A 25198-nucleotide genomic window follows, 5' to 3' on the forward strand; every position below is an offset into this window, starting at 1 on the left:
GTTGGGACGGGCCCATCGGAACGCTTGCACCGTCCTCCAACCGGCGCTCGCACCTCACCCGGGGGAACGTTGTTCTCCCCGTCCGCATGGCGGAGTTTGTCCGTCAGTCAGTACCGAGGGGGGGACAGATGCAACGACATATACGATTTCAGCGGATAGGGGTGTGCATGCTTGCGAGCCTGCTGGTGGCGGCGAGTCCGCTCGCGGCGAGTGGGGCGGGGGCCTCCGAGAGAAACTCCCACAGGGCCATAGACGAGCTCGGCTCGCGCAAGAACCTCAGCAACACCCCCACCGATTCGAGTGAGCCCCGAGTGGCGGTATCGGGGAACCACGTCTACGTGGTCTGGCTGGAGCGGCTCGAGCGCACAGCCGCCAGGGTCCTCTTCCGCGCCAGCCACGACGGAGGGAAGAGCTTCAGCGGGACACGGGTGCTGAGTCCGAGCGGTGGAGATCCACGCAGCGTGAACCTGCTGGCCCTCGAGAACCGGGTGTACGTGGCTTGGGGCGATGACGCGGACGATGGCGGGATGCGCTTACGAGCGAGCCTCGACCACGGCTCCAGCTTCGGCCCCGTGCGGGAGCTGAGTGAGCCAGGCAACGAGGCGTTCCCCTTGCTCGCGGCCAGCGGCAACCACGTCTACGTCGCCTGGTTCAGGGGCACGGGCGACGAGGCCGGGGACCTCTTGTTCCGCGCCAGCCACGACCAGGGGAAGAACTTCGGGCCGCAGCTGGACCTCAACGAGGACAACGAGATCGGCTCAGTGGACCTCGAGGCCCGGGGCCACAATGTCTACCTCGTCTGGGATGACGGGTTCTCGGATGACCTCCCCGCGGTCCGCTTCCGGCGCAGCACCGACAAGGGGGACACCTTCGAGCCCATCCAGAGACTCTCCTTGATACGCTCGCAATCGACCCATCCACGGCTCGCCGTCCGGAATGATGACGTCTACCTCACCTGGTCCGAGTGCGAGGCCCCCTCCATCCAGTGCGAGATCCTCTTCCTGCACAGTAGGAACGAGGGCGCCACCTTCGAGCCCCCCGTCAACGTGAGCGAGAATCCCGGCCCCTCGGTCGAACCGGAGATCGCCGTGGAGCACGACCACGTGTACGTCACCTGGATGGACTCGACCCCGGGGGACTTCGACATCTTCTTCCGCAAGAGTGATGACCGGGGCCGCTCGTTCGAGCCGGGGCTCAACCTGAGCAACAACCCGGGGGCCTCGTTCTCTCCGCGAATCTCCGCCCAGGACGATTTCGTCCGCGTCGTGTGGCAGGACGCGACCGGCTCGAGCCCGTTCCCGTTCGCCACGGAAGTCCTCTACCGGGCCAGCGACGACGAGGGCGATTCATTCGCGCCCACCGTCAACCTGAGCGACAACCCGGGGAGTTCCGAGTCGCCCCAGCTCGCCACCTGCCAGGACGGCAAACGGGTCCACTTCGTCTGGCAGGACGACACGCCGGGCCAGTTCGACATCTTCTACCGGCGAGGCGAGGCGGACTGAGGGACCGGTTGGCAGAAGGCCCCAGCTTCCGGAAAGCCTGGGGCCGTTGATGAGTAGAGGCGGCGGGAATCGAACCTGCCGCTTGGCACTCCCAGAGCGGGCTTGGCGGAGTTTCGTGGGAGCCTGGCGGTAGCGTGTGCCCTGGCGGGGAGTGGCCGGGGAGGGCTCCATCAACGAGCGTGACGCGCGCCCGTGTGCCCTCGCTGATGCCCATCAACCAGCCGGTCCAAATCTCCATCAACAAGCGTGCGCGGTAACACACTTCGCGAGCAATCCGCTTGTGGCCCCAGCCCGCCTCCGCCAGCACCCGTATCCGCCGCACCACTTCCTGCTCGACCATCGGCACCTCCGCCGCGCGGGGTGCCACAACTGCTGCCGTCTCTCCCATCGAGGTTACCTCCCTGGTGTGGAGGCCCCAGGATGGGGGTCAGTTTTAGTGTCGCGAGGGGGTCAATTTTGCTGTCGCTCTACACGGGGAGCGCAGCCCGAGCAGGCGTGTGCCCAAAGCGAGCTGCACGGCCTGTCCACCGGCCTCGCGCACTGCTCGGCGCCACCCCTCAGCGGCCCTCCTCGGCCCCTCTGCACCAGCCCTCACCCTCCACAGCCCTTCTATTCGCCCTATGCGTTGCAATCCGCCACGGACGCGACCGATGGTTCCAAGGCGGACACACGCTGCAGAAACGCATAACGCATGACTGGCTGGAGGAGCGGCTGTAGCCCGCCGTGGTGGGGAGAACGGATGACTGCCCCGCTCTGCTGCGTTCCTTGACCCCCACGGAGGGGAACCTCATGCTGGCGGCGGCGGGGCGCTGCATCCAGCCGTCCTGCTCGCGGCGTTGAATCCCACGGGAGGACATGCTGAGCACGACCATCCTAAGGCGTATACATGGGTCTCGGTGGGCGCCGAAAAGGATCCCGAGCTTAGGGGGCTTGCTGGCCACGCTCCTCGCCGTGGGCGCTCCGTCACGTGCGCCCGCCAGCGAGCTCGAGTACCAGGTCAAGGCCGAGTTCATGGAGCGGTTCACCCGCTTCATCGACTGGCCCGAGGTGTCCTTCCCCGCTCCCGACGCTCCCTTTGTCTTCTGCATCGTGGGAGAGGCCTCTTTTGGAGACTACCTGGAGCGGATGGCAGCGGAGCGCAAGGCGAAGGGAAGGCCCATCGTCGTCCGGCGCATGGCCTTCCCCTCGAGTCCGGAGGGGTGCCATCTCCTGTTCATTGCCCAGAGCGAGCAGAAGCGCCTGGAAGAGATCCTGTCCCACGTCGTTGGCAAGCCCATCCTCACGGTCGGAGACACGAGCGGATTTGCCTCCGCGGGGGTGATGATCAACTTCTTCGTGGAGCGCGGCTTCGTCCGCTTCGAGATCAACATGAGCGCCGCGAGGGAAGCAGGCCTGAAGTTCAGCTCGAAGCTCTTGAAGCTGGGCCGGATCGTCACGACGGAAAGCGAGCCATGACGGTCCGCCGCGCGCTCTCCATCCGCGGGAAGTTGCTGGCCATCCTTTTCGTCGGCGTGCTGATGCCGATGTCCACCGGGCTTGCCTGGATCACACTCCAGGAGGTTCGCGCACTCCGGCGGGAGCTTGTCACCACCAACTCTCTGCTGGCCTACGTCGCTGGGCAGTACAGCGCCGCCGAGCTCGCCTTCGACAGTAAAGAGGAGTCCGAGGAGACACTCCGCGCGCTCACCACGCTGGACCAGGTCGTCTTCGCGGCCCTCTACGATAGCCAGGGCCAGCTGTTCTCCAGCTACCGCAAGCCCAGCCTCGCGCCAGGTGACACCATCCCTGGCCAGATCGCGCCTCCCCTGGAGCCCAACGTCGAGGATACCGCAGACCACATCGACATCTACCAGCCTGTTGTCTACAACGATGTGCGCTACGGGACCATCCAGCTTCGAGTCTCGACGAGCTCCTTGCAGGACCGCATCAAGGCCTACCGCTGGAGCGTGCTCCTGGCCGCGCTCGGCCTCATGGCCTTCGTGGTGGCCTTCGCCTTCGCGCTCGAGCTGACGATCACCCGGCCGCTCCTCAGCCTCGCTGAGCTCGCGCGAAGGATCACCAAGCGAGAGGACTACTCCGTCCGCGCCACCGCCTCGAGAGGAGACGAGATCGGTACGCTGTCAGAGGCCTTCAATGCCATGCTGAGCGAGATCGAGAAGCGTCAGCACGAGGCCCGCGAGGCGGCGAAAATCCAACACCTCCTGGCCTCGGTGAGTGGGGCGCTCGCCGAGTCGCTGGACTACCCGCTCACGCTCTCGCGGGTGGCGCGGATCCTGGTGCAGTCCTTCGCGGACTTCTGCGTCGTTGACCTCGTGGATGAAGAGCGGCGAATCCACCGGGTGGCCGCCGCCCACGCGGATCCGGAGAAGGAGGGAGTCCTCCGCGAGCTGTACGAGAGCTTCAAGCCCACCTGGGACTCGCCCCTGCCGGCGGCCCAGGTGCTGCGCAGCGGGGAGCCGCTGCTGCTGCCCGAGCTGACCGATGCCGTCGCGCAGGCCCATGTCCTTGGCGCGGAGCACCTGCGGTTGATCCAGCGGCTGGGGACGAGGTCCGTCATCGCCGTGCCGCTCGTCTCTCACGGCAAGATCTTCGGGGCCTTGACGTTGGCCTGCGCACACCCGACGCGGCGTTACGGTCCTGAGGACGTCAACATGGCGCTGGAGCTGGCCCGCCGCTGCGCGATTGCCCTGGAGAACGCGCGGCTCTACCGTGAGGCCCAGGAGGGCATCCGCATCCGGGAGGAGTTCCTGTCCGTCGCTGCCCACGAGCTGAGGACCCCTCTGACAGCGCTTCATCTCACCACCCAGCGCCTCCGGCGGCTCGCCCCGCCAGTCCCTGGAGGCGGCGGGGACGCGAACCGGTTCCCCGCGCTCATCCATGCGGTCGAGCAACAGGGAAAGCGGCTCGCCAACCTCGTCGGCAGCCTCCTCGATGTGGCGCGCATCGACGCGGGAAAGCTCGTGCTGGAGCCAGAGGAGGTCGACCTTGTCGAGGTCGTGCGAAAGGTGGTCGAACAGTTCAGTGACGAGCTGCTCAAGGCTGGCTGCACCGTCCGGCTGGCGGCGGAACACCCCCTGATCGGTTGGTGGGACAGCTCGCGCCTCGAACAGGTGGTGACGAACCTGTTGTCGAACGCCCTCAAGTATGGAGCCGGCAAGCCAATCGATGTCACCGTGGAGGCGTTCAACGGGGCTGCCCGGCTCATCGTTCATGACCACGGAATCGGCATCACGGAGGAGGACAAGGAGCGGATCTTTGCCCGCTTCGAGAGAGCCGTGTCGGTGAGACACTACGGCGGCTTGGGGCTTGGCCTCTACATCACCCGCCAGATCATCGCAGCCCACGGCGGCACCATCCGCGTGTCGAGCCAGCCGGCAGCGGGGGCGACCTTCACGGTCGAACTCCCACGGGGTCCGCGAGAGCAGGCCCCGTCTCTCTGAGTGTTGCTCAGAACGCCAGGTCCACTCCCACGAGGATGCGCAGGGGGTCCTGCGGCGTGCGCGCCATCTCTTCAGTACACGATGGAATACGCGGCATTCACGACGGTTCCGCGCGCCGCGGAGTTGGTTGCGTTCGCATCGAGAAGCTGCGAATGCAGCGGGAAGGAGAAGCTGTTGAGCAGGTTCGACACCGAGACGCGCAGGGTGCCGGAGCCCACCTTGACGCTGCTCACCAGGTCGACGGTCGTGAATGCAGTCACCGGAAGGGTTCCGAGGGCCGTGCTGCCCGGGGGAAACCTGTTTCGGGACCCGGAGTAGATGACGAGGAGGGAGTTTCGCCATCCGGGCAGCGGCTCGTATTCAGCGAAGGAGGTCCATTTCAGAGGGGGGATCCGAAATCCGTTGAGAAACGTCTCGCCACCGTCCTCCTTGCGCTTGCCCTCGAGCCAGGCGACCGATGTCCCCAGCCGGAGGGACTCCACTGGACGGGCCTCCGCCGTCGCTTCCAGGCCATAAATCCTTTCGGCCGCCCGGATCACGGGCTGCAAGGCCGCGAGCTGGGTCACTCCCCGGCCCGACGAATTGTAAAAGAGGGAGAGGGTGCCGTTGACCCGCCCGAATGCCCCCCGCACCCCCGCTTCGTACATGTTGACGGACTGGGGCGAGGTGTTGAGGGTCGCCACCGAGCTGCCGGCGGGAGCTTCGCGCACGATGAGGCCGATGTCCGGGAGCGAATAGCCCTGGGCGAAAGAGGCAAACAGGCTCAGCGCCTCGGTCGGGGTCACGACCAGCCCCGCATTGAACAGGAGACGGGTGAAGGAGAGGGTGCCCCCCTTCACGTCGACGCCGTTGATGGAGGTGAAATCGTCCACGCCGACCCGGGTCCCTTCGAAGCGTGCCCCGCCGCGCAGGGAGAGCCAGGGGGCTGCGTTCCAGTCGAGCTGGCTGAACCCCGCCAGATTGGCAACGAACAACCGGGGCACCAGCGTTCGCTCGCCTATTTCCTGGAAGACGAGGCCGCCGCTCGCGTCGAAGAATTCCGGAGCGAACAATGGCGCCGGCTGCCGGGTGCGCTCGGCGGACGCATCGGCGCCCCAGTGCAGGTGCAGCCGGGCGGGCAGCGGCCTCTCGATGTCCAGCCGACTGCCAGCCTTCCAGGTCTCGTGCTGCGTGCGAATGATCTGCCGGCCCACGTTCGGCTGCGTGCCCAGGTCCCGGGGAAAGAAGAGCGTCCCGTGCTGGCGGTAATAGGCCTGCGCCCGCAGCGTTCCTCCCCAGAGATGCGTGTGCTCGTACACCAGCGACAGGAGCGTGTTGTGCGTGCCGGAGGGCTCCGCGAGCACGAGGCCCTCGAGAGCCCGCGACTTCACCCGCTGCGGCACGTTGTTGACCGAGGGGTCGGTGGTGAAGTCCGTGTCCTGGTCCCCCGAGAAATGGTTGAGGGTGCCCTCCCAGCGCTGCTCGTCGGTGGGGCGGAAGCCCAGCTTCACGAAGAGATCGAGGACATCGAGGTCGGAGATGCCGCCCTGTCCCTGCGGGTCGGGGGGAATCTGGTCCCCGTGCGCGTCGAAGAAATGGCCGGTCCGCTGCAGGACGCCGATCACCGCGCAGTCCGCGCGGCCCCGGGTGCCGCGCGCCGACTGGACGAGCCTTCCTCCGAGGCTCCCGGACGGGTGGGTCAGACTGAGTTCGCCTGCGACCGAGGTGCCGAGCTCGCGCTTTTCCGTGGAAGCGCGGGTGATGATGTTGACGATGCCTCCGGAAGCCCCTTCGCCAAACATGGCGGAGGTCCCTCGCACCACTTCGATCCGCTCGATGGCCGCGAGGTCGATGCCGACCAGATCGTGCTGGATGTTCCGCAACGAGGACTGCGGGACGCGGTCGATGATGACCAGCATGAAGCGACCGCGGAGGGTCTGGGCCGCCGTGCTGCTGTTCTGACTCCCCGGGGAGAGCCCCGGGACCAGCTTGCCGAGCAGATCGCTCAGGTTGTAGTGGGAGGCGGCCGCCCAGGTGTCGATTTGTTCCCGCGAAATGACGGTAACGGAGCCCGGAATGCGGGCCAGGCTCTCCTCGCGGCGCGTGACCGTCTGGATCGGGACCTCCATCAGCTCCTCGAGGGTCATCTGTTGCAGGTCGACGGATTCCTGGGCCCAACTCCGTGGCACGAGGACGAGGGTCGCGACTGCAACCGTGATGGCGAGGCGAACCATGCGGAGCTCTCATGTCTCGAGCGAGGCACTGCGGGTGCAACGCAGAAGCGTCGGTCCGTGCCTCCGACATCGCGGTCGCCGCGCTCCCTTCCGTAGCGTAACCTCCCGAACGTAGCCACGATGGACGCTCTCGGGAAGCCTCGCCGCGCATGGGGCGGCACCGCAGGGACGTCGAGGCGCGCTGACGGGGCCGCCCGAGCGATGCTCCCGGCCGGTGGACAGGCCGCGCAGCCCCCTTGGGGTACACGCCTGCCCAGGCCGCGCTCCCACCCGGTGACGCACCACCCTCAGCAGCCGCTCCACCTCACCTTGCGTGGGCGGTGGCAACGCCTCGAAGCGCACGCAGCCCTCCCCCGGCACGCAGACGCCTTCCGGCACCAGCGCATGGTAGTGAGGGGTTACTTGCAAGGCCGAGCCGAAAAATTGGAGAAAAGAGACGGCCCCGGTCTGTCCACCGCGCACGCCCTGCCGCCGTGCCCTGCGACGTTGCGGGGCAAACACCGCTCGCAGGAAAAGGGTGAGGACGCCCGAGAGCAGCCCCTCGGCCCTCCTCGGCCCCTCTGCACCAGCCCTCACCCTCCACAGCCCTTCTATTCGCCCTATGCGTAGAAGCAGGGCGTTATTCTGTCCGGTGGCGTTCAGTGACGTTCAGGCGCGTTCGCTGGATTGGGTACCCGTTTGGTACCGGGTTCGCCCCTCCTGACGCGCTGTCCTGGTCGCGCCTCGAACCACCCGAGCAGCCAGGGGCTCCACGGAAGCCCGTGGGAGCCCCTCCGTAGCGTGAGCCCTGGCGAGGTGTGGCTGGGGAGGGGCAGGTGGAGGAGCGCGGGTGGGAGTACCGGCGGAGGCAGCCGGAGGGGACGGTGCTGTACGAGGCGGTGAGGGAGAACCTGGCCACGCTGCTGGCGGAGGCAGGCGAGTTGGGACGCGGCCTGCCCCGGTACGTGGAGCGGGACTTCGCCAGGTACCTGGAATGCGGAGTTCTGGCACACGGCTTCGCGCAGGTGCGCTGCGAGAGTTGCAAGGACGAACTGCTCGTCGCCTTCTCGTGCAAGGGGCGAGGGGTGTGCCCCTCCTGTAACGCGAAGCGGGCGCAGGTGACGGCGGTGCACCTGGTGGAGCAGGTGCTGCCGCGCGTGCCCTACCGTCAGTGGACGCTGTCCTTTCCGCATCGGGTGCGGTGGGTGCTGCGCAAGGACGTAAGACTGCTCTCGGACGTCCTCACCGCCTTCCTGCGCGCGGTGTTCGCCCAACAGCGTCGGCGAGCGCGGAGGCAGGGCATCCGTCATGGGCAGGCCGGGGCCGTGTCGTTCATCCAGTTGTTCGGCTCGGCCTTGCAGGTGACGCCGCACTTCCACTCGCTGGTACCGGACGGCGTCTGCGTGCCGGGGGAGGGAGGCGTGCGCTTCGAGGCGTTGCCACCGCCCACGCAAGGCGAGGTGGAGCGGTTGCTGAGGGTGGTGCGTCACCGGGTGCTGCGCCTGCTGGAGAAAAGAGGGGCCCTGCCCGCGCAAGGGCCCGAGGACGCGCGGCAGGCGTACCAGGCGCACTCCCTGCAGCAGCGGCTGCGCTGGACGGAGGTGGACGTGCGGCTCCCTCCCCGAAAGCAGCCCCGGTGCGCCTTCCTGGAAGGCTTCTCCCTGCATGCCAATACGCACCTCCATGCCAACCATGCCAACGACAGGCAGGGGCTGGGTGCGCTATGCATAATGCCCCTCTTCCTGGAGATGGGTTTTGGAATGGCTGCGCCCGCCTGGCCCATACCCTAGGGCCCTGGCATCAGTCAGGCGCTTGACTGTCAGCAGGGAGCCGCCAGGTAGCGCAGGCCAGCGGTTCGAGCCCCTGACTCCTGAACGGCTCTACCTCACCGTTCAGGCTGATGGCGCTTCCATTCGTCGTACAGACCCTGCTCGCCTGCCGGGCGCAGAGGCCTCAAGGGGAGGGACTGACCTTGAGGCCCGCGCGCCAGCTGCGCGTAGATGGGCGCCGTGGAGAGACCGAAGGCTTCGCCCTCCTCGTTGGAGTAGGCGAAGAAGGCGCCCTGGATACCGCACAGGTGCATCGCGGCCAGACACATCGGACAGGGATGGCCGCTGGCGTAGATGACACAGCCGCTCAGGCTGGCGCTCCCCAGGCTCTGGCTCGCATTGCGAATGGCCAGAAGCTCGGCATGGGCGGTGGGATCCTTCGTCTGATTGACCTCGTTGACCGCGCGCGCGAGCACCCGGCCATCTCGCACGAGCACGGCTCCGAACGGACGGCCACCCGCCTCGACGTTGGCGCGGGCCAGGGCGATGGCCTCGCGCATGAACTCTTCCGTGGACAGCTCCATCAGCGACCTCCTGCGGCGACGGGTCTCCTGGCAATCACATCAGGGCTTCATCGATTTGACGAAGTCAATTCCAGGAGGTCATGTGTCAACCTGCAAACCTCTAACGGCACATGGCATCTATTCAGTGGTAAACATTACGCAAGGCATGCGGGGTGGAGGTCCTGACGCACCGCTCCGTGCGCACGAATCATCGTGGGCCAGCGACGAAGCGAATCCTCGGGCCTCCTTCAATCATTTGCAGTGCGAATTGCGCGGCGGTGAAGGGGGTCCATTTCAGCTTGGAGCTCATTTCGTCAGCCAGCGCCTTCAGGTCGAGCACGCCTCTCGCCTGATCTCGCCAGGGCAGCGGCGAAATGATGATGTCCGTGCTGTCCCCGGAGCGAGTGCGCAAATTCTTGGTGAAGATCAACGAGTCATCCTCGGGGGGATCCACGCCGAAGCCCAGGCTCTCCGGCTCCTGGAAAAAATCCACGGTCTGGAGCGCGCCATCGAATAGGCCCATCAAGACATCTTCCGAAAGCGTCTCTATCCGCAGCGCCGGCAGGGAATGTCCGTCACTGGGAATGGCCGCCGGGTCCTCCACGCGCTCCGCGTAAGCCTCCACCAATAGTTTGGGATAGCCGGGCACCACGCTGGAGCGCAGCAAGAATCCGCTCACCTCCCGAGGGCCCTGTCGCAGGGAAGTCCGCGCCCGCACACTTCGATCCCTCTCCCAATCCGCGTCCGTCACGCTTCCAATGCTGAAGGCGCCGTCCAGGAGACAATCCACCCAAGCTGAATCCAGACGGAAGAAGCGAACCCCTTCCGCGGGGAGCAGGCGCTCGTCCGGAATGAGGTAATTGAAAGGCACTCCCACCAGCAGGGAGAGCCCCCTGAACCACGCCTCCACCCTCTCCGGCATCCCCGTCATGTCCGGCCGCGAGTGTCGCAATGGCAAACGTCGAGCCCGTCCTTGACTCAGGCCCTGCTCTTGCTGCGCCGAGCGCTTCTTCCATTGAAAGAGTTCCAGCGCCACGCCGCTATTGGCCAAGGTCAACATCCGCCCCAACTCCCAGGCACAGGCGTAGGACACATCCAGCATCCCCGTCGCCGGATCATAACGGAGCAATTCGTCCGAGCACTTCACGGACAATGACACCGAGTCTCGATTTTCTCCCGGTAATAAGGGCCCTCGATAAAAGGACACGGTCTTGCTGCCGCGCCGCATCCGGTGGGGCACGGGGACATAACCCTGCTCCAGATAGGGCGCCGCGAGACGGTGTGTCGTGTCTTCAGCGGGGAGCCGAGGCTCGCCCGGGCTTCGATTCAACTGGGTCATGAGACCAAAGAAGCTCCGCCGCGGATCCACGCTAAAAAAGGACCAGCTCTTCAGGCTCACCAGGCGGATCCACTCGTCCGGCCCCGCTCCTTGATAATCAAAGGCGCCGCTCTTGAATCGCTTCTCCAGCGAGACAAGATACACCGTGCTGTTTCCGCCCGGCTCTGGCAATCGGTTACAAAACACCGTGGCATCAATATCGCCTTCCAACGTGCCGTCCGCGGCCTTCCGCTGATGCACATGCGCCGTCAATGACAGCTCCTCGGCCGTGGGCAATACCCGCTCCAGCACTTTCTTTTGCACGTCAATGACGGTGACCTCGTCCGAGGATTGCTGCCCAAATTCCAGCTCGAAGGACGGGAAACGGGCCGTGGCGGGAGCTGTGTTCTTCAATTGCTCCAGCGTGAGGGTCTGGACCCTGGGCCGTTCCGCGTCATCGAAATCCGACTCGCGAAAGAGCACCAGCGCCATCCAGGAGCGGTTTTCGTCCGTCTGCCCTGGCCAGCGCTCCCACGGCAAGGTGCTCCGATGCAGGACGATATGCGGGAGCGCATTGGAATGGTCGCCCACGCTCTGTTCGGGCGGGAAGACCGACACGATGTCATTGGGAGGCAATGGCCCGAAACGCTCGCCCGTCACCACGAAGGTGAGCTTCTGAGCGAAGGTCTGCTCCTGGAACTTGGAGCTCTGGACCTTCTGATCGACCCGGAGTTCGTACTTCCCCACTTCCAGATAGGGTTGATGAAACTCCAGGAATTCAATCTTGGAGTCCGGGCTGGGAATCATTCGAATGGCCAAGGGATTCTCCCGTTTCGGTGAGGGGTCCTGATTCAAGCGGCGATGTTCTTCACCTGCGGGGCAATGACAAACGTCTCCACCAGATTCGCGTTCAGCGCGACGTCCTGGGCGGAATCAAATCCCAGTTCCTCGAGCAGCGCGTCACGCGCGGAATGGGAGAACAGGGTCTGCTCGATGGCGTCGCGTCGGGCCTCGTCATCCCCGGGTATCGCGCGGAACTCCGGCAGCGGTGGAAAGTCATAAACGCTCTTGGAGATATCCGGATCGAATCGCAGCGCGGACACCGGAAGGGTATCCGTATTCCCTCCCTTGGGCGGTTGCGCGGGCTCGATTCGCGCCCCCACCAGGAGATCCGTCACCAAGGCTTTGTTATTCACGTCCGGGAATTTCAATCGCTGGGAATTTCCGGATCCCTCCACCCGGGGCTTGGCCCACATGGCGGCGGGCATGCTCCGCAAAATGGGCGTGAATCGGAACATTCCCTCCTTCACGGGCTGGCCGTTGTGCGTGAGGGTAATCGTTTGAGTGCTTTTCACATCGTCGGGTTCCACCGCCACGGGCGCCACGCCAAATGGGTTCCCCTGGAGCGGCGCATCCATGTGAGGAGTGTGGACCTCTTTATTGGGAATAAGCGAATCCGTGGTCAGCACACATTGAATGGGGTTGACCACCCAGATCGTTTCTCCGTTCTCGGGGCGAACTTCCTTCATCAGGCCCCCAGCGACCGCGATGCTGCACACCTCGTCACCCGCGGGCAGGAAGGAATCCCTGAAGTCTTCCCACGAAATGGGCTTGGGCGCGAAGGAATCCTGATTGCCAAACTTCACCTTGACGGAGAATAGGAAGACCTTGAGCTTCGCGTAGCCACCGAATTCAGGGCCCCAGATGCGCAGGCTCGCGCCCAGGCTCGCGCTGAGACTGCCCAGCCCGAACTTGAAGTGCAGATAAATTTGAATGTCGTAGCAATACGGCTTCCAGCAGATGAGGAAATCTGCGCCCATTCGAAAGGAAGCCCAGGCAGCCCCCGACTCGAACTTGGCCTCCAGTGAGCCGCCCGCCATGACCGCGTGTCCACACAGGGCAAAATAGGATTCACCCCGGAGCGACAGCACGCTTCCTACACGCCAATCAAATCCCAGGCGAGGCACTCTGGGATAATGCTGCGGAGCAGAGAATCGGGGATGATACCCGCCCAAGGTAAATACGAAATCGCCCGCATGCGGACCCGCGAACCAGGTGGCGAAAGCGAAGCCACCCGTCAGCGCGCAGGATGGATCCAGAATGTACGAGGACGAGGTGAGCTGCCCTTGAATGAGCGCCAATCCCTCCGCGGGCGCGAAGCGCGCTTGCAGCGCTATTTCCACCACCACCACCGCGCGCGAAACCTTGGGCGGGACCTGGAAGCGAGCCAACCCGAGCAGCCCCAGCTCGAACGTCCTCCCAAAGGCAAACGTCGCCAGGGCGAAACCATCCACGAGCTTACAAGTGGTGAATTTGACGCCCAGGGCCAGGAAGCCCGAGTCCCGCTGAATCGGGATGTAATGCGCGAGCTGTCGCAATTGATCCTGGATGACGGAGCTTGATTCGTCAGAGCTCCAATCCCCCGTCCCTTGCACGGCCTGGCCCACCAGAGGAAAGCTCGAGACATCCTCCAACGCCGGCGCACGCAGGCTCCGGTTATATCCAAATCCCCCCGCGAGCCCCATGACGAAGAAGAATGGCGGACCTCCGAGCGGCGCATTGAGCGCGGCATAAAGAAACAGAGAGGGCTGATCCCCGGACGCATGCGCATATGCGCCAATGGCGGAAAGCCCCACGCCCTTCCCTTTCTTCCCGGGGCTCAATTGAAGGGACGCAAGGCCCACGTATTCTTCATATTCACCGCGCTGGGCGCGCAAGAATGCACCCCGGACGTGCAGCGAATCATTCTCGTACTCAAGCCCGAAACCCTCGACATTGAAGCCCAGGTCTCCCTTGGGAATGGGCAGACGAATGGCGGCCCCAATCAAGCTCAAGCGCAGCTCGCCCAGTGAGACGACAAGGTCCGGGGCGAGATGGGCCGCGCCGTCCTTGTATATAAGGCCCAGCTTGTTCAGGTGGACCGAACCCACGGAGCGCTCCACGGAGATCCACGCGCCATTGTCCCCCAGCGTAATGGGCGAGTCGTCCACGCCCGCGCGCGGCACTTGTTGAATCTCCGAGGAGCCAATACTCCGCACCCCACCCCGTCGCCTCCGAATAGGCGTGTACCAGCTTCGCTTCAACTCGCCGATATTGACGTATCCCACCAGGTACGCACCGCGCTCCAGGTCCTGCTTGAGGGAGCTGGAGGATCGAAAGCGGAAGGGCGTGGCCAGCTCCTCGGTCACGGAATCCAGCGCTTTGATTTCCTTGTGGGTGAATGGGTAGGTCGCGGCCATGAAGGCGAGCGTGAGGCCGGCGCTCGTCTGGTCCGACTTGAAGTTGATTCCCACCAGCGGCAGTTGCCCCATGTCGATGTTGGTATGAAAGGCCACGCCTAGAATGATTCGAGCCCGTCTGGCGGAGCCCGCACGCCCGGTGATGACCAACGTGAGGCTCTGCTGGAGAGGAATATCGAAGTCCTCCGGAATGATGGCCCCCACGCCAGGAGCGACTCCGCCGAATATGGCGTGAAGCGGAATGGATTGTTCCTCCACCATGGTGCACTGGAGGATCCACATATCGCCCGCTTTCGCGGTGAATTGTCCCTCGAAAACAAGGCTGGTAATACCACCGCCGGAGAGGGGGACCTCCACCAGGCCGCCATATTCCGCGGGGCGCTTTCCTCCCGTGAGCTTGTCCGGCTTGATGGCGATATTGATGCCAATTCCCAGATATTTCGCGTCCCCTTCGTCGTCCTCGCCCACTTTCACGCCGAACTGGACGCCCACTTCATAATGCTGTTTCTCCGTATTCACCTTGAAGGTGGCACTGTCGATGGGGAGGGTTTGATCCAACGTCCGGAGAAACCCCGGCACGAAGTCCACCTGGAAGGTGCCTTCCATCGCGACGATGAGCGCCCGGATGCTCGTGAGCGTATTAGGGTCTAGTTCAATGTCGAAATTGGCCATGGTTCGCCACCAGGAAAGCCACCGCGGACAAAGGGATTCACTTCGCGCGCTTCGAAAGGGTGCTTAATCACTGAACCCGACGCTGAGCTCTCGTCGGATGCACAGCACATAGCAGGTAAAAGACCTGTATCCGGACACCCCTCGAGAGGCGATAGTCCAGAACCCGTCCGTATTCACCTCGGTCTGGAGTCTATATATCCCCTGCTTTCCAGGCGCGAATTCCGCACGAAATCCACATACGGCCAGATGCCACTCCGACGCAGAATAGGTGGTGACAATCCAGGTCTGTGAGTCCGTCGAGGTCAGGCGGATGAGCTCAAATGGCTTGCGATCCTTGACCTGGACCGTCCCATGCACATCCAGCGCCGCACCGGGATTCTCGGTGCCAATGCCCAATCTGCCATTGTTCTGGATGAAGACATTTCCCTGAACATCCAGGGGAGCGCCTGGCGACTGGGTTCCTATTCCCAGTCTGCCCTCGGTGGTCAGCGTCATCCTGGGACTGGAATTGTCGGTGAAGAAATGCAACGGGTGCGCAGAGGACGTCCCGATGCTGCCTCCCACGGGCGCCGAGCCATTCTTCACATAGGTGCCCACCGTCACGGTCCCCTCCGTGTGCTGATAACCATGAGCGGCGGTGCCCGTGCGCAGAGAAACCTTCGCGTTCACGTCCAGCGTCAAGAGCGGAGTGGACGCATCCTTCACGAAGAAGCGAGCCACATTGGAATCCCCGGTCTTGTCTTCATCCGATCGGAAGACCATGGACTCCTTGCTCTGAACCTCCGCGCCCTCCAGCCGCAGTGGACCTCCTCGAATGGCCAACCTGGCGTCAGAGGAATTGTCTCCGATTCCAACGCTGCCTCCCTTCGCGTCGCGCCCGAAGACCAGGGGAGCCTTCTCCACTGGGCACGTGAGCTTTCCGTCGCGAAAACCCGGCACCTGGTGATAGGTGAGCTCCAATTCCGAAAGGCCGCTGGGATGTCCCGTGACCAGGTTACTCACGGTCAAATCCCTGTGCTCTCCGGGCTTGAGCACCAGGGACGCCGTGGGAGTCAGCTGAAATATCATCATCGTCCCATCCGGACTGAGGCTCCCCGTTTCCGCTTTGAAGCCCGGGAGTGCTCGAGTGATGTCCTTCAGTTGATCGGATGTTCCCAGGGCATAGGGGCGCTGCGCCACCGTTCCCACCGGCAGTCTCAATTGCAGAAACGAATTCTCCGTGGGCTTGGAGGCATTGTAATGGAACGTGATATTCTCCCCGCCGCTTCCGGGCGGAGAATTGTTGGTGATGCGGAACACCAGCGTGTTGGGCTGATTGTTCACGTTCAACACTCGATGCGTTCCAACCGAGTCCAGGCGCAACGGGATGCGTGCCTTCCCGCCCCATATCTTCTTTTGAAGAATGAGATAGGCCTCCAACTCGTAGTCGCTGCCCTCGCCAGGAATGAAGGGCTCAACGCTCAAGGGGCCCGTGGAGGACGCCGTGGCGGGTGTGAGCTCCGGCCATGAGAGCAACAAGGGCAAAGTGGGCCTTGCCACCTCCGGCGCCATGAACAGCCCCTTGAGAGGAACGGTCAACATTTCGCCCGCCTCCAAGCGCTTCGTCGCCTGGGTCCACGCCAGGAAAATCTGCGTGGTATCGTGTCCAGATTCCTCCACGCGAAGCAGCTTCCAGTTGCCATCCGGGGTCGTCGTATTCGCGGGCGCCAATAATCCCGCCCTGCATTCCAGAAGGAAGTGAAACTGTTCCGGAGAGACCTCCGTCAACGTATTGAGGAGAATGGCCTCATTCTCTTGAAGAAGAGCATTGGTGACCCGAAGCTCCAGCGGCAAATCCTCTGTCAGGAGGACGTCGCGCAAGGGTTCCTCGCCCGGTATCTGGTAGACGACCTGGAAATCAAATGGCCTTTTCTGTGGCGTCGTCATTCGTGGTTCCTTGGAGGCGCGCGGCTCGGAGAATTGGCGATCCATGTGTCAGCTCAATCGAGGAAGCCCTTGCAAAGCTCTCTCGGGATGCAAAGCACATGACAGGTCAGGCTTTTGATATGCCCGCCCGCGCTGATAACGATGCGCCAGTTCTCCCCGGGGTTCGCAAGGGCTTGATACTCCGTGAATCCCCAGGAGGCCTGCATGTAACCAGCGGTGATGCCGCAGATCGCCAGATACCATTCCGAAGCCTTGTACGTCGTGGAGAGGGTGACAGTGCTGCCGCTGTGATCCGCCACGGACAGATGGAGGATCTCGACAGCTTTCTTGCCCTTGACGAAGAATTCACCATGAACATCCAATGGCGCGCCGGGAGTCGTCGTCCCAATCCCCAGTTTCCCATTGTTTTGAATCAGGACATTGCCGTGGACATTCAAGGGTGCCTTCGGGGATTGGGTTCCTATTCCCAAGTGTCCCGTAGACATCAGTGTCATCTTCGGAGTGAGGTTCCCCGCGAGGAAATGCAGGGAATGATCGCCCATGGTCCCCCACCAGCCCCCCACAGGGGAAGATGCACTCTTGACGAAGCTGCTCACGGTCACGGTTCCATCCGTGTGCTGAAAGCCATGCTTGCCGCTGCCAGTTCGCAGTGACAACTGGCCACTTGCATCCAGCTCCATCAGTGGCTGTTGGCCATCCTTCGCGAAGAACTTCGCGGCGAAATCCTCGCCTTGCTTGTCCGTATTCGCTCGGAAAGTCAGCGATTCCTTGCTCTGGAGCTCCGCCCCTTCCAGACGCAGCGGTCCTCCTTTCACGGAGAGCTTGGCCCGCGGCGCACCTTCCCCGATTCCCACATTGCCACTGTTTGTATCTCGTCCGAAGACCAGGGGCGCTTTCTCGATGAGACACGTCAACTTCCCATCGCGAAAACCTGGCACCCGGCCGTATTCCAGCTCCACCGTCACTGGGCCACTGGGATGCTCTGTGACGAGATTACTCAGCACCAGCTCCTTGAATTCGCCGGGCTTGAGCGTCAGATCCGCCGTGGGGGTGAACTTGATGAAATATCGGATGGCGTCCGGCGACATTCCACGCGAATCCAGGCTGAATCCCTGAAACGTCGCGGTAACCTGATTCAATTGAGCCTGGGTCCCCAACGCGAACGGGCGCGGGGCGATATCACCCGCCGCCACCATCAGATTCAGGAACGCTCTCTCCGCAACATTCGCGCTGTATTTGAAGATCACATCCTGGTCTTGACCCGAGCTTGGCGGAGGATTCGTGACGCGAATGACCAGCTCATTGGAATGACTCTTCTCGTTCAGGACATAATGAGAACCCACCACATCCAACCTCAAGGGGATGTGGGTCCTCCCCGGCCACGACTTCTTTTCAAGAACAAGGAAGGTCGTCTGCTCGGTCTCCTCTTCCAGGGCCTCCAGATCCGATTGATTGGCGCCGTCGGAAGCGGTCGCGGGCGTGACGTAGGACCATGAGACCAACATGGGAATGGTGGGTTGATTCCCCCCCGAACTGGCGAAGAGACCTTGAATGGGAATGGTCAATGTTTCCCCCGCCTCCACCCTCTTCGCGGTTTGAGTCCACGACAGGAAAACCTGCGTGGTTCCTCGCTCGGATTCCTCCACGCGATGCACCTTCCACCCGGTGTCCGGGCTCGTGGTGGGCGCGGTGGCGAGCAGCCCCGTCTTGAATTCCAGTCGAAAATGGAACTTCTCCGGACTGGCCTCCGTCAACCGGGTCAAGAGGAGGGCCTGGTCATCCCGGAGGAGCACATTGGTGACGCGCAGCTCCCAAGGCAAATTCTCGGTGAGCAGGCAGTCACGCAGGGTCGCTTCCCCGCCAGGCAGCTCGTGAACGACCTTGAAATGGAACGGATTCTGGGATGATGCCGTCATGAATGGCTCCGCGAAGCTCATGGATCGTTCAGGCGACGCGAGTTTTCAGCCGTGAATTCCCTTACAAATTTCTCTTCGGAAGCACACCGCATAGCAGGTGAGCAACATGAACTTGTTGAAGGCGCTGAAAACCACGCTCCAGTTCCCACCAGGACTACCCGTGGCGTAGAACTCCGAGATGCAATTCACTTCGTTGAAATTGGCTGGGTAAAAGGAGGCCTCGAATCCGGCCACGGCCAGGTACCATTCCGATACTTTGATGGTGGTATTGATCGTCGCGGTCCTGCTATTGGGATTGCTCGCGGTCAGTTTGATGAACTCAATGGGCTTCTTGCCTTTGATGAAGAAGTTCCCATTGACATCCAAGAAAGCACCCGGAGATGCCTTTCCAATGGCGAGCTTCCCACTATTCTGGATGAGGAAATTCCCTCGAACATCCAGCGGCGCGCCTGGCGTCTGGGTGCCAATTCCCAACCGCCCATTCGTGTCCAGCGTCACCTGTGGCGCGGAGTCCTTGGTGAAGAAATGGAGCGAATGGGTCGAATGGGTCCCTATCCAGCCCCCCACGGGCGTGGAGCTCTTGACGTAGGTCGTCAAGGCCACGGTTCCATCCGTATGCCGAAAGCCATGCTTGGTGCTGCTCGTGCGTAGCTTGAGCAGACCGCTCGCATTCAATTCCATCACGGGTTGTTGCTCGTCCTTCACGAAGAATCGCGCGGCGGAATCTTCACCTTGCTTGTCCACATTCGCGCGGAAGGTCAACGATTCCTTGCTCTGAATCTCCGCTCCTTCCAGATGCAGCGGCCCGCCGCGAACCGAGAGCCTGGCGTCCTGCGCTTGGTCCCCCATTCCCACGTTGCCTGACAGCGAGTCACGTCCGAAGACGAGCGGAGCCTTTTCGACAAGGCACGAGAGACTTCCATCCTGGAAGCCGTCTATCCGCTCGAAGTGGACGTCAATATTCGTAAGACCATTGGGGTGATGGGTGACCAGATTCTCCAGGGTGAGCTCCAAATAATCCCCAGGCTTGAGCACCTTGCTGGCCGTGGGGCGAAGCTTGAAGCGCACCAATGAGGAGGAGACGGTCGAACTGGCTTCGACAAAACCTCCCATTGTGCGATTGATGACCTTGAGCTGGTCCGAGGTCCCCAGGGCGAAGGGCCTCCCCTCCACGGTCCCCGCCAACAGTTCCACGGAGAGATGGGAGCTCTTCGTGATCTCGCTGGAATTAAAAGAGAAGGTCACATCCTCGCCCTGGCTACCGGGTGGAGCACTGTTGGTGATGCGCAGCACCAGGGTATTGGGCTTGTCCCCCACGTTCAGGACGTGGCGCGGCCCCACCACATCCAATCGCAAAGGTACGCGGGCCCTTCCCTCCCATGTTTTTCGCTCCAGGAGCAGGTATGTCTCCAGCGCATATTCCTCATCCTCTAGCGGCCGAGGCTCCGTGCTCACGGCTCCAGCGGAGGACCGCGCGGGGGTGAGCGAAGGCCAAGACAACATCATGGGGACGGTGGGCCGATCGCCCTGGGGGTTCGCGAAGAGACCCCGGAAAGGAATGCTCATGGTTTCGCCCGCCTCCAATCGCTTCGTGGGCTGATTCCAGGCCAGAAATATCTGCGTCGTGCCTCGCGCGGATTCTTGCACGCGAAGCAGCTTCCAATTCCCGTCCGTTGTCGTGGTCGCGGTGGCGATCAGGCCCTTCTTGGCCTCCAGCATGAAATGGAAGCTCTCTGGAGAGACGTCGCTCAGCGTATTCAAAAGAATGGCTGTGCCATCCTTGAGCAGCAGGTTCGTGATCCGGAGCTCCAGCGGCAAATTCTGCGTAAGGAGCACGTCGCGAAGAGGCTCCTCGCCGGAGGATTCATAGACGACTTCAAAGGCATAAGGTTGCTTGGGTGGCGTCGTCATGGGGAAGTCCTTTGCTCCACGAGAATGGACCTGCGCTCAGGACTCCGAATGGTCAGAGCGGCGAAGTATCAACCAGCCTTCGCGCAATTCCTGTGGCGCGGAGAATGCGGCGCGAGGGTTCGGCGGCTCCAGCTCATGCGTTTGCGCCCAGGCGCCTCCGGGCTCTTGCGTCACCCATGACCAGACGTGGCCGGGCTCGACGGGCACGGGCAGCCGCAGGGCGCCTTTATCCGACAAGAAAGGCGCGGTGAGGAAGCTCACCTCCATGTCCGTCAATGCGCGGCTGTAATGGTCCGGATGAATTCTCAACTGTGGACTGGGGAGGACGCCGGTGGTGGCATGGACCTGCGCTCGAGGATCCAACAAGAAGGTGAAATGTTGTGCTGGGTCCGCCAGTGTGCGCAGCGGGAGCATGACTTCCAGCCCATGGTGATAGGTGCGGATCTTGGGATGACTGACGGCGCGCTCTTGCGGCGAATGGAAAACACCGTCCATCCAGCTCCCATCCGGATTCTCCCACCAGAACCCCACCAAGCCGTCGTTCAATTGTTTGTATTCCCCCAAGCGAACGGGGACTTTGATCTTCTCCACGTCCCTGCTGGTAACGGTGCCCGCCGCGCCCATGGTCAATACGCTGGGATCAAAGGCCGGTGGTCCCCTGAATTCCAATGTCAGCGAGGCCCGCACCACCGCGACGGGCCTATCGACGAGCAGCGCTCGACTGGGGTTCTCCGCGTAAGCCTCTGGATCAATGGTATCCAGCGCCGTTCTCTGCGTGGACAGGAATGCACGCAGAAAATCCGGCCCTTGTTCCAGGACGTGGTGCACCACCTGCTGGAGCGCGGCGTCATGGAATTGGGGCAGGCCTCGGGAATCCATTCTCGTGCGCGTCCCGGTCTCTGGAGCCGTGCGCCATGTACCACCCCTGTCCACCGTGCCCAGCGCCCGTCCCTTCGCATCATAGACCGCCAGGGCACCATCCAGATTATTCACCAGGAGGAATCCGCACACGGGGCTCGTTCCTGGGTGCTCGTTGGAGCGGCGGCCTCCGGATGACTCGGCCGGAATCCAATCAAAGCGAACGCGCGCCGGCTGCGAGAACCGAGGCGGGAGCAATAGCTGATGCAATGGATTCGTGGGCGTTTGGTCCGTGGGCGCAATGACCTTCACTTCCCGGGGCGCCCCGGGCTTCATGACCTCCAGGACCTGTCCAAAGGTGTCCACCAGCCACAATCCGGTGAGGGACATGGCACCCGCGCGAAATGGATTGAACCGGTCCAGTGCGAGCGGCCTGCGCTGCATTTCCTCGCCCATGGCATCACGGGTGGTCTCCGTGATGAAGAAATGCAGGCTGTTGCGAAGGGCCGTGGGGTCACTGATCTTGAGCTGCAGGGTGGGCTCGCGCAGCAGCAACACTTGATGAAAATTGCCGATGGACTGCGCGAGACACGGGGTCTTGAGAAGCTCGTCGTAGGACCACAGCGCGGTGAAGACGGGATCCTCCACGCCCGCTCCGGGATTCTGCTTCAGATACCAGTCGTGAATCTCAGTAAAATGCTCTTCCAGATAACCTTTCACCCGATCTTCGGACGGGACGTCGTTCTCCTCGTAAAATCGCTCTAATATCGCGTCCTCGAGCCAATACAGGATCCGGTCCTTGACCTCCAGCGAAGCGGAGGCGGAGAGCAGGCTCGTGCCTTGATAGACGTCATCCGTTTCGGAGAAATATTGTTCGTGACCGGGCTTGAGCGTCAGGTCGATCCCCTGGATGCCCAGGTCATAATGCTCAAGCAATAGCCCGGGATCGAAATCTCCATTTTCATCTCGGCCGCACGGGGCGACATGGAGGCTCCAGTGCATCAAGAAGGGAGTCCATGGACCCTCTTTCCACATTTGCCCCGTGTCCGCCAGCAATCCATTCAAATATCCTTGCATCGCGGTGAGGGTGGCCTGGGGCAAGGATTGTAAATCCAGGGAAAGGTCCGCGAAGGCGCACGGGAGCAATTCAGCCTCCGTGGACTGAGCATTCCAGAGGTCCGCGGCCGCGGCCTCGCCGGTGAAAAGGACGACCGGATCCGCGGGCTCCCAGTAAGGCGTTTCCGGGGCGGCGCGCAGGACATAGCGCGCATCCCGTCCTTCCTCGGTGGCATTGTAGGCGTGAATGGCGTCCCGCACGGTCTCCAGTGCCTTGGAAAAACGCACCGCTATGGAGGACTCGGCGGGAGGAATCTCCAGAAAAAGACCGCTCTCCCGGGCGCTCACCGGATAGACGACGCCCAGATTATGCACCTCCCAGGACTTGTCCCTCTCGACGACCTTGACGGTGTGAGTAGCGTCGAGCTTGAAACCACAGCAGTGCTCGAACTCCACGGCCCACGTCTCATAGGACGATCCCGAGTTGGTATTGAACGGTTTTCCCTCGTTGATGACGCGGACATAAGTCGCATGGTGAGTGCTGAGGCTGGAGACGACCTCGAAAGCGGAAGGCTCCAGGCGTGCGCGAAATGCGCTTCGCTGGGCCGTCTCTTCCAACACCATGCGCCCCATGGAGGTCAGGCGCCGTCTCACCGGGGCGACATAATCCTTGAAGAAATTGAGATTGGTGCCCTTGCTGGGCAGCAGCGAATACCAGCGCATGAACATGCGCTCGCGCAGATCCTTCAGCTCGTCCGTGGCGCGCTGATATTCAGCCTGGAGCACGTTGAGCGCATCCAGCATTCCCATCCATGAAGTGGGAGGGGTTCGTGTCGCCCGTGGCTTTCGCCCCATGCGAAACGTGGAGAAGAGCTCCGTGGACGTGTCGGTTTCGGGTTGAATGGTCCACCGAATTCCTCCGGAATGAGCGGCGAACCCCCTCTCGTGGCGAGCCTCCTGGAGAATGGCCTCCAGATCCAGCGTATGCCCCTCCAGACGATCCGTGAGCTGGAGGGCTTCCAATTGCTGCTCCATCAGCTCACGCTTGGCCCTGTCCTCGTCATTGGTTTGCGGTGCGTGGCGATGCGCCAAATGTGCGGCCAGCGCCTCCGTTTCAGTCCGACCCATGGCGAGCGTGGGGGTGGACAATTCGCCCACGACATCCCGAGCGGCCCGAGCTCCCGGAGTAAAAGTTAGCCGAGCATGGAATAGAGACGCATGCGGCGACGTGGCGGATGAGTCCAAGCTCCATTCGAGCCGTTCTTCGAGCAGTCTCTTCAGCTCCTCCGGAGAGGTCGCCTCGGTCAGCAATGGGGTGAGACAATCGTGGCCCACCTGGCTGTACCAGCCCATCACGTCGTAGCGAAGACCGGAAGGCGGCGAGGCGGTCTTCAGCTCCGCGTCATGAAAGCCAAATACGCCACGGCAATTGGGATAAAAGGATGCGAAGGCGGCGCGCACCGTATCCAGAATGGGGACTTCGGTTTCGGCTCCCACGGCCGTCAATGCGGGGAGGTATTCATCACCTGGCGCTCCCTGAGCGCTCCGCCAATCCGCCAGCGTGAGGGCTCGTCCCAGGAAGCGATAGCGGTAACCCTTATTCGGTGAAGGATCCGGGAGGACCTGGATATTGACCGGAGCGTCGCCGTCATTGGGGATTTCCTCGCCGTATCCCTCCGGGTATAGATAATCGCTCTCCACCACCCATTGTCGCTCGGGCTTGCCGCCTCCACTTCGGAGCACGAGCCACCGATTGGGGACATGAGGAAAGCGTGTATGAGCCTCCATTTGCTCACCCTGGGTCAGGGCGTCCGGGAGCAACCAATGCAGATGAATACCGGCTGGGATCTGGAGATCCTTGGAGAATGGCGGCGTGAGGACATTCTCCGCGAGATTGGGCGTGCGCGCGTTTCGAACCGCGCTCCTCGTTTCCGCGGGGAGCCGCCGAAAATCCGCCATGGCCCGGACAATGTCCTTGGGTTGATCCAGGCACATGGCCTGGATCCGGAGGGGCACATGAAGAAAGCCACGGCTGCTATTTCGGACCGTCATGTCCGAAACAATCGACGAGTAAACATCTGTATCGCCAGGTGATTATTCTTCTTTGTCGTTTACCCAACAAATGAACAGGTGAGTATTTTCAGACTCGTGACTGGGCCTCGTGCGCAATGGGCGAGCCGCCACGAATTTATTCGACACGCTGCAACAAACCGGATCAGTAATGCTCCTCGAGCAGGCCTTCCTCTGCAGCCAGGGCACGCAGCCGAGTCTTCACACGCTGGAATTGCTGACGCAGGGCGGTGGCTCGGCGCTCGAGCTGGGCCTCCGTACCCGTCCGGCAGAGGACGTGCAGAGGGTGCTTGAGGGCGGACGAGGGTCGTGCTCGACGGCGGTCGCGCGCTGGCTGGAGGCGATGAGCAGGGCGGGCTACGAGCGCGGGAGCGCTCAAGAGGAGTCCGCGGCGAACAGCCGCTTCCACTCGTGCGGCAGCAGCTCGTCGAGGCGCGAGTAGGGGTGCGTCTGCACGAGCAGCAACACGTCGAGCGTCCCACTGGTTGAGTGCGTAGGTAATGGCCTGTCCCATGGGCCCCTTGGGCAGGTGCAGCGGTTTCTGCGCCGTGAGGTAGGCGTGCAGCGCCTCCAGCACGGGACGGCTCTTCTGCTGGCGCAAGGCGCGATGGGCGAGCGTGCGCACCACTCCGGCCTTGAGCGCCTCATGTTCCACCCGGTACAGCGCCAGGATTGAGTCCCGGCGAAGGTGTCAAACAACTCGTAGGGGCCCTGGCGAAGGTGTCAAACAACTCGTAGGGCGGGAGTTGTTGGAACGATTCCTTTG

The 25198-nt window shown here is 62.7% G+C and carries 14 protein-coding genes and 1 pseudogene; 5 read left to right on the forward strand and 10 right to left on the reverse strand.

The annotated features are described in order from the left end of the window. Window positions 1-167: 167 nt before the first annotated feature. The 3 genes from DAT35_RS59085 (at window position 168) to DAT35_RS23720 (ending at window position 4942) form a co-directional block, all read left to right on the forward strand. Window positions 168-1502 carry a sialidase family protein gene (locus tag DAT35_RS59085; protein ID WP_158501844.1) on the forward strand — a complete coding sequence of 445 codons (1335 nt, stop codon included), beginning with the start codon at window positions 168-170 and terminating at the stop codon, window positions 1500-1502. 930 nt (window positions 1503-2432) lie between these two features. After that, window positions 2433-2957, forward strand: a complete 525-nt coding sequence (locus tag DAT35_RS23715) for a YfiR family protein (RefSeq protein WP_158501845.1) — start codon at window positions 2433-2435, stop codon at window positions 2955-2957. Continuing rightward, window positions 2954-4942: an ATP-binding protein gene (locus DAT35_RS23720; RefSeq protein ID WP_108069413.1), complete on the forward strand. Its 1989-nt coding sequence runs from the start codon at window positions 2954-2956 to the stop codon at window positions 4940-4942. The genes DAT35_RS23715 and DAT35_RS23720 overlap by 4 nt, the downstream gene beginning before the upstream one ends. Before the next feature lie 71 nt (window positions 4943-5013). On the opposite strand, the gene DAT35_RS23725 is transcribed toward DAT35_RS23720, so the two are convergent. Then, complete coding sequence (locus DAT35_RS23725; protein WP_108069414.1) at window positions 5014-7155, reverse strand: TonB-dependent receptor; 2142 nt, start codon at window positions 7153-7155, stop codon at window positions 5014-5016. Window positions 7156-7164: 9 nt separating this feature from the next. Next, window positions 7165-7731, reverse strand: a complete 567-nt coding sequence (locus tag DAT35_RS62420) for a transposase (protein ID WP_369946016.1) — start codon at window positions 7729-7731, stop codon at window positions 7165-7167. Between the two features lie 239 nt (window positions 7732-7970). On the opposite strand from DAT35_RS62420, the gene DAT35_RS23735 reads away from it, so the two are divergent. After that, on the forward strand, window positions 7971-8924 hold the full coding sequence (locus tag DAT35_RS23735; protein WP_146209848.1) for a transposase zinc-binding domain-containing protein: 954 nt from the start codon (window positions 7971-7973) through the stop codon (window positions 8922-8924). Window positions 8925-9019: 95 nt separating this feature from the next. Here the strand turns inward: DAT35_RS23735 and DAT35_RS23740 are convergent, their stop codons facing one another. The 7 genes from DAT35_RS23740 to DAT35_RS23770 all read right to left on the reverse strand — a co-directional run bounded on the left by DAT35_RS23740 (window position 9020) and on the right by DAT35_RS23770 (window position 24414). Continuing rightward, entirely contained in the window at window positions 9020-9487 is a 468-nt protein-coding gene (locus DAT35_RS23740) for a nucleoside deaminase (RefSeq protein WP_199242978.1), read from the reverse strand. A gap of 187 nt (window positions 9488-9674) precedes the next feature. Beyond that, a complete protein-coding gene (locus tag DAT35_RS23745) occupies window positions 9675-11603 on the reverse strand; it encodes a hypothetical protein (protein WP_233261670.1) in 1929 nt (642 codons plus the stop codon). Between the two features lie 32 nt (window positions 11604-11635). Further along, window positions 11636-14695: a DUF6603 domain-containing protein gene (locus tag DAT35_RS23750; RefSeq protein ID WP_108069417.1), complete on the reverse strand. Its 3060-nt coding sequence runs from the start codon at window positions 14693-14695 to the stop codon at window positions 11636-11638. A 63-nt stretch (window positions 14696-14758) separates the two neighbouring features. Continuing rightward, window positions 14759-16666 (reverse strand): hypothetical protein, encoded by a 1908-nt coding sequence (locus tag DAT35_RS23755; RefSeq protein ID WP_146209849.1) that lies wholly within the window; start codon window positions 16664-16666, stop codon window positions 14759-14761. 8 nt (window positions 16667-16674) lie between these two features. Then, window positions 16675-18537 (reverse strand): hypothetical protein, encoded by a 1863-nt coding sequence (locus tag DAT35_RS23760; RefSeq protein ID WP_146209850.1) that lies wholly within the window; start codon window positions 18535-18537, stop codon window positions 16675-16677. A gap of 45 nt (window positions 18538-18582) precedes the next feature. After that, window positions 18583-20448: a hypothetical protein gene (locus DAT35_RS23765; RefSeq protein WP_146209851.1), complete on the reverse strand. Its 1866-nt coding sequence runs from the start codon at window positions 20446-20448 to the stop codon at window positions 18583-18585. A 36-nt stretch (window positions 20449-20484) separates the two neighbouring features. Beyond that, a complete protein-coding gene (locus tag DAT35_RS23770; RefSeq protein WP_108069421.1) occupies window positions 20485-24414 on the reverse strand; it encodes a hypothetical protein in 3930 nt (1309 codons plus the stop codon). 169 nt (window positions 24415-24583) lie between these two features. Between DAT35_RS23770 and DAT35_RS60895 the strand changes: the two genes are divergently transcribed. After that, the gene (locus DAT35_RS60895) at window positions 24584-24874 is read left to right on the forward strand and encodes a hypothetical protein (RefSeq protein WP_146209852.1); all 291 of its coding nucleotides are present in this window, start codon (window positions 24584-24586) and stop codon (window positions 24872-24874) included. A gap of 42 nt (window positions 24875-24916) precedes the next feature. On the opposite strand, the pseudogene DAT35_RS62425 reads toward DAT35_RS60895, so the two are convergent. Next, a pseudogene (locus DAT35_RS62425) lies at window positions 24917-25105 on the reverse strand (transposase); the annotation flags it as partial. Window positions 25106-25198 lie beyond the last annotated feature (93 nt).

Source organism: Vitiosangium sp. GDMCC 1.1324 (assembly GCF_003044305.1).
In the GTDB taxonomy this organism is placed as follows: domain Bacteria; phylum Myxococcota; class Myxococcia; order Myxococcales; family Myxococcaceae; genus Archangium.

What these genes read in the sequence shown, in the direction of transcription:
- DAT35_RS59085 (WP_158501844.1), top strand. Translation starts at nt 168, where the DNA reads ATGCTTGCGAGCCTGCTGGTGGCGGCGAGTCCGCTCGCGGCGAGTGGG.
- DAT35_RS23720 (WP_108069413.1), top strand. Translation starts at nt 2,954, where the DNA reads ATGACGGTCCGCCGCGCGCTCTCCATCCGCGGGAAGTTGCTGGCCATC.
- DAT35_RS23725 (WP_108069414.1), bottom strand. Translation starts at nt 7,155, where the DNA reads ATGGTTCGCCTCGCCATCACGGTTGCAGTCGCGACCCTCGTCCTCGTG.
- DAT35_RS23740 (WP_199242978.1), bottom strand. Translation starts at nt 9,487, where the DNA reads ATGGAGCTGTCCACGGAAGAGTTCATGCGCGAGGCCATCGCCCTGGCC.
- DAT35_RS23750 (WP_108069417.1), bottom strand. Translation starts at nt 14,695, where the DNA reads ATGGCCAATTTCGACATTGAACTAGACCCTAATACGCTCACGAGCATC.
- DAT35_RS23755 (WP_146209849.1), bottom strand. Translation starts at nt 16,666, where the DNA reads ATGGATCGCCAATTCTCCGAGCCGCGCGCCTCCAAGGAACCACGAATG.
- DAT35_RS23760 (WP_146209850.1), bottom strand. Translation starts at nt 18,537, where the DNA reads ATGACGGCATCATCCCAGAATCCGTTCCATTTCAAGGTCGTTCACGAG.
- DAT35_RS23765 (WP_146209851.1), bottom strand. Translation starts at nt 20,448, where the DNA reads ATGACGACGCCACCCAAGCAACCTTATGCCTTTGAAGTCGTCTATGAA.
- DAT35_RS23770 (WP_108069421.1), bottom strand. Translation starts at nt 24,414, where the DNA reads ATGACGGTCCGAAATAGCAGCCGTGGCTTTCTTCATGTGCCCCTCCGG.
- DAT35_RS60895 (WP_146209852.1), top strand. Translation starts at nt 24,584, where the DNA reads ATGCTCCTCGAGCAGGCCTTCCTCTGCAGCCAGGGCACGCAGCCGAGT.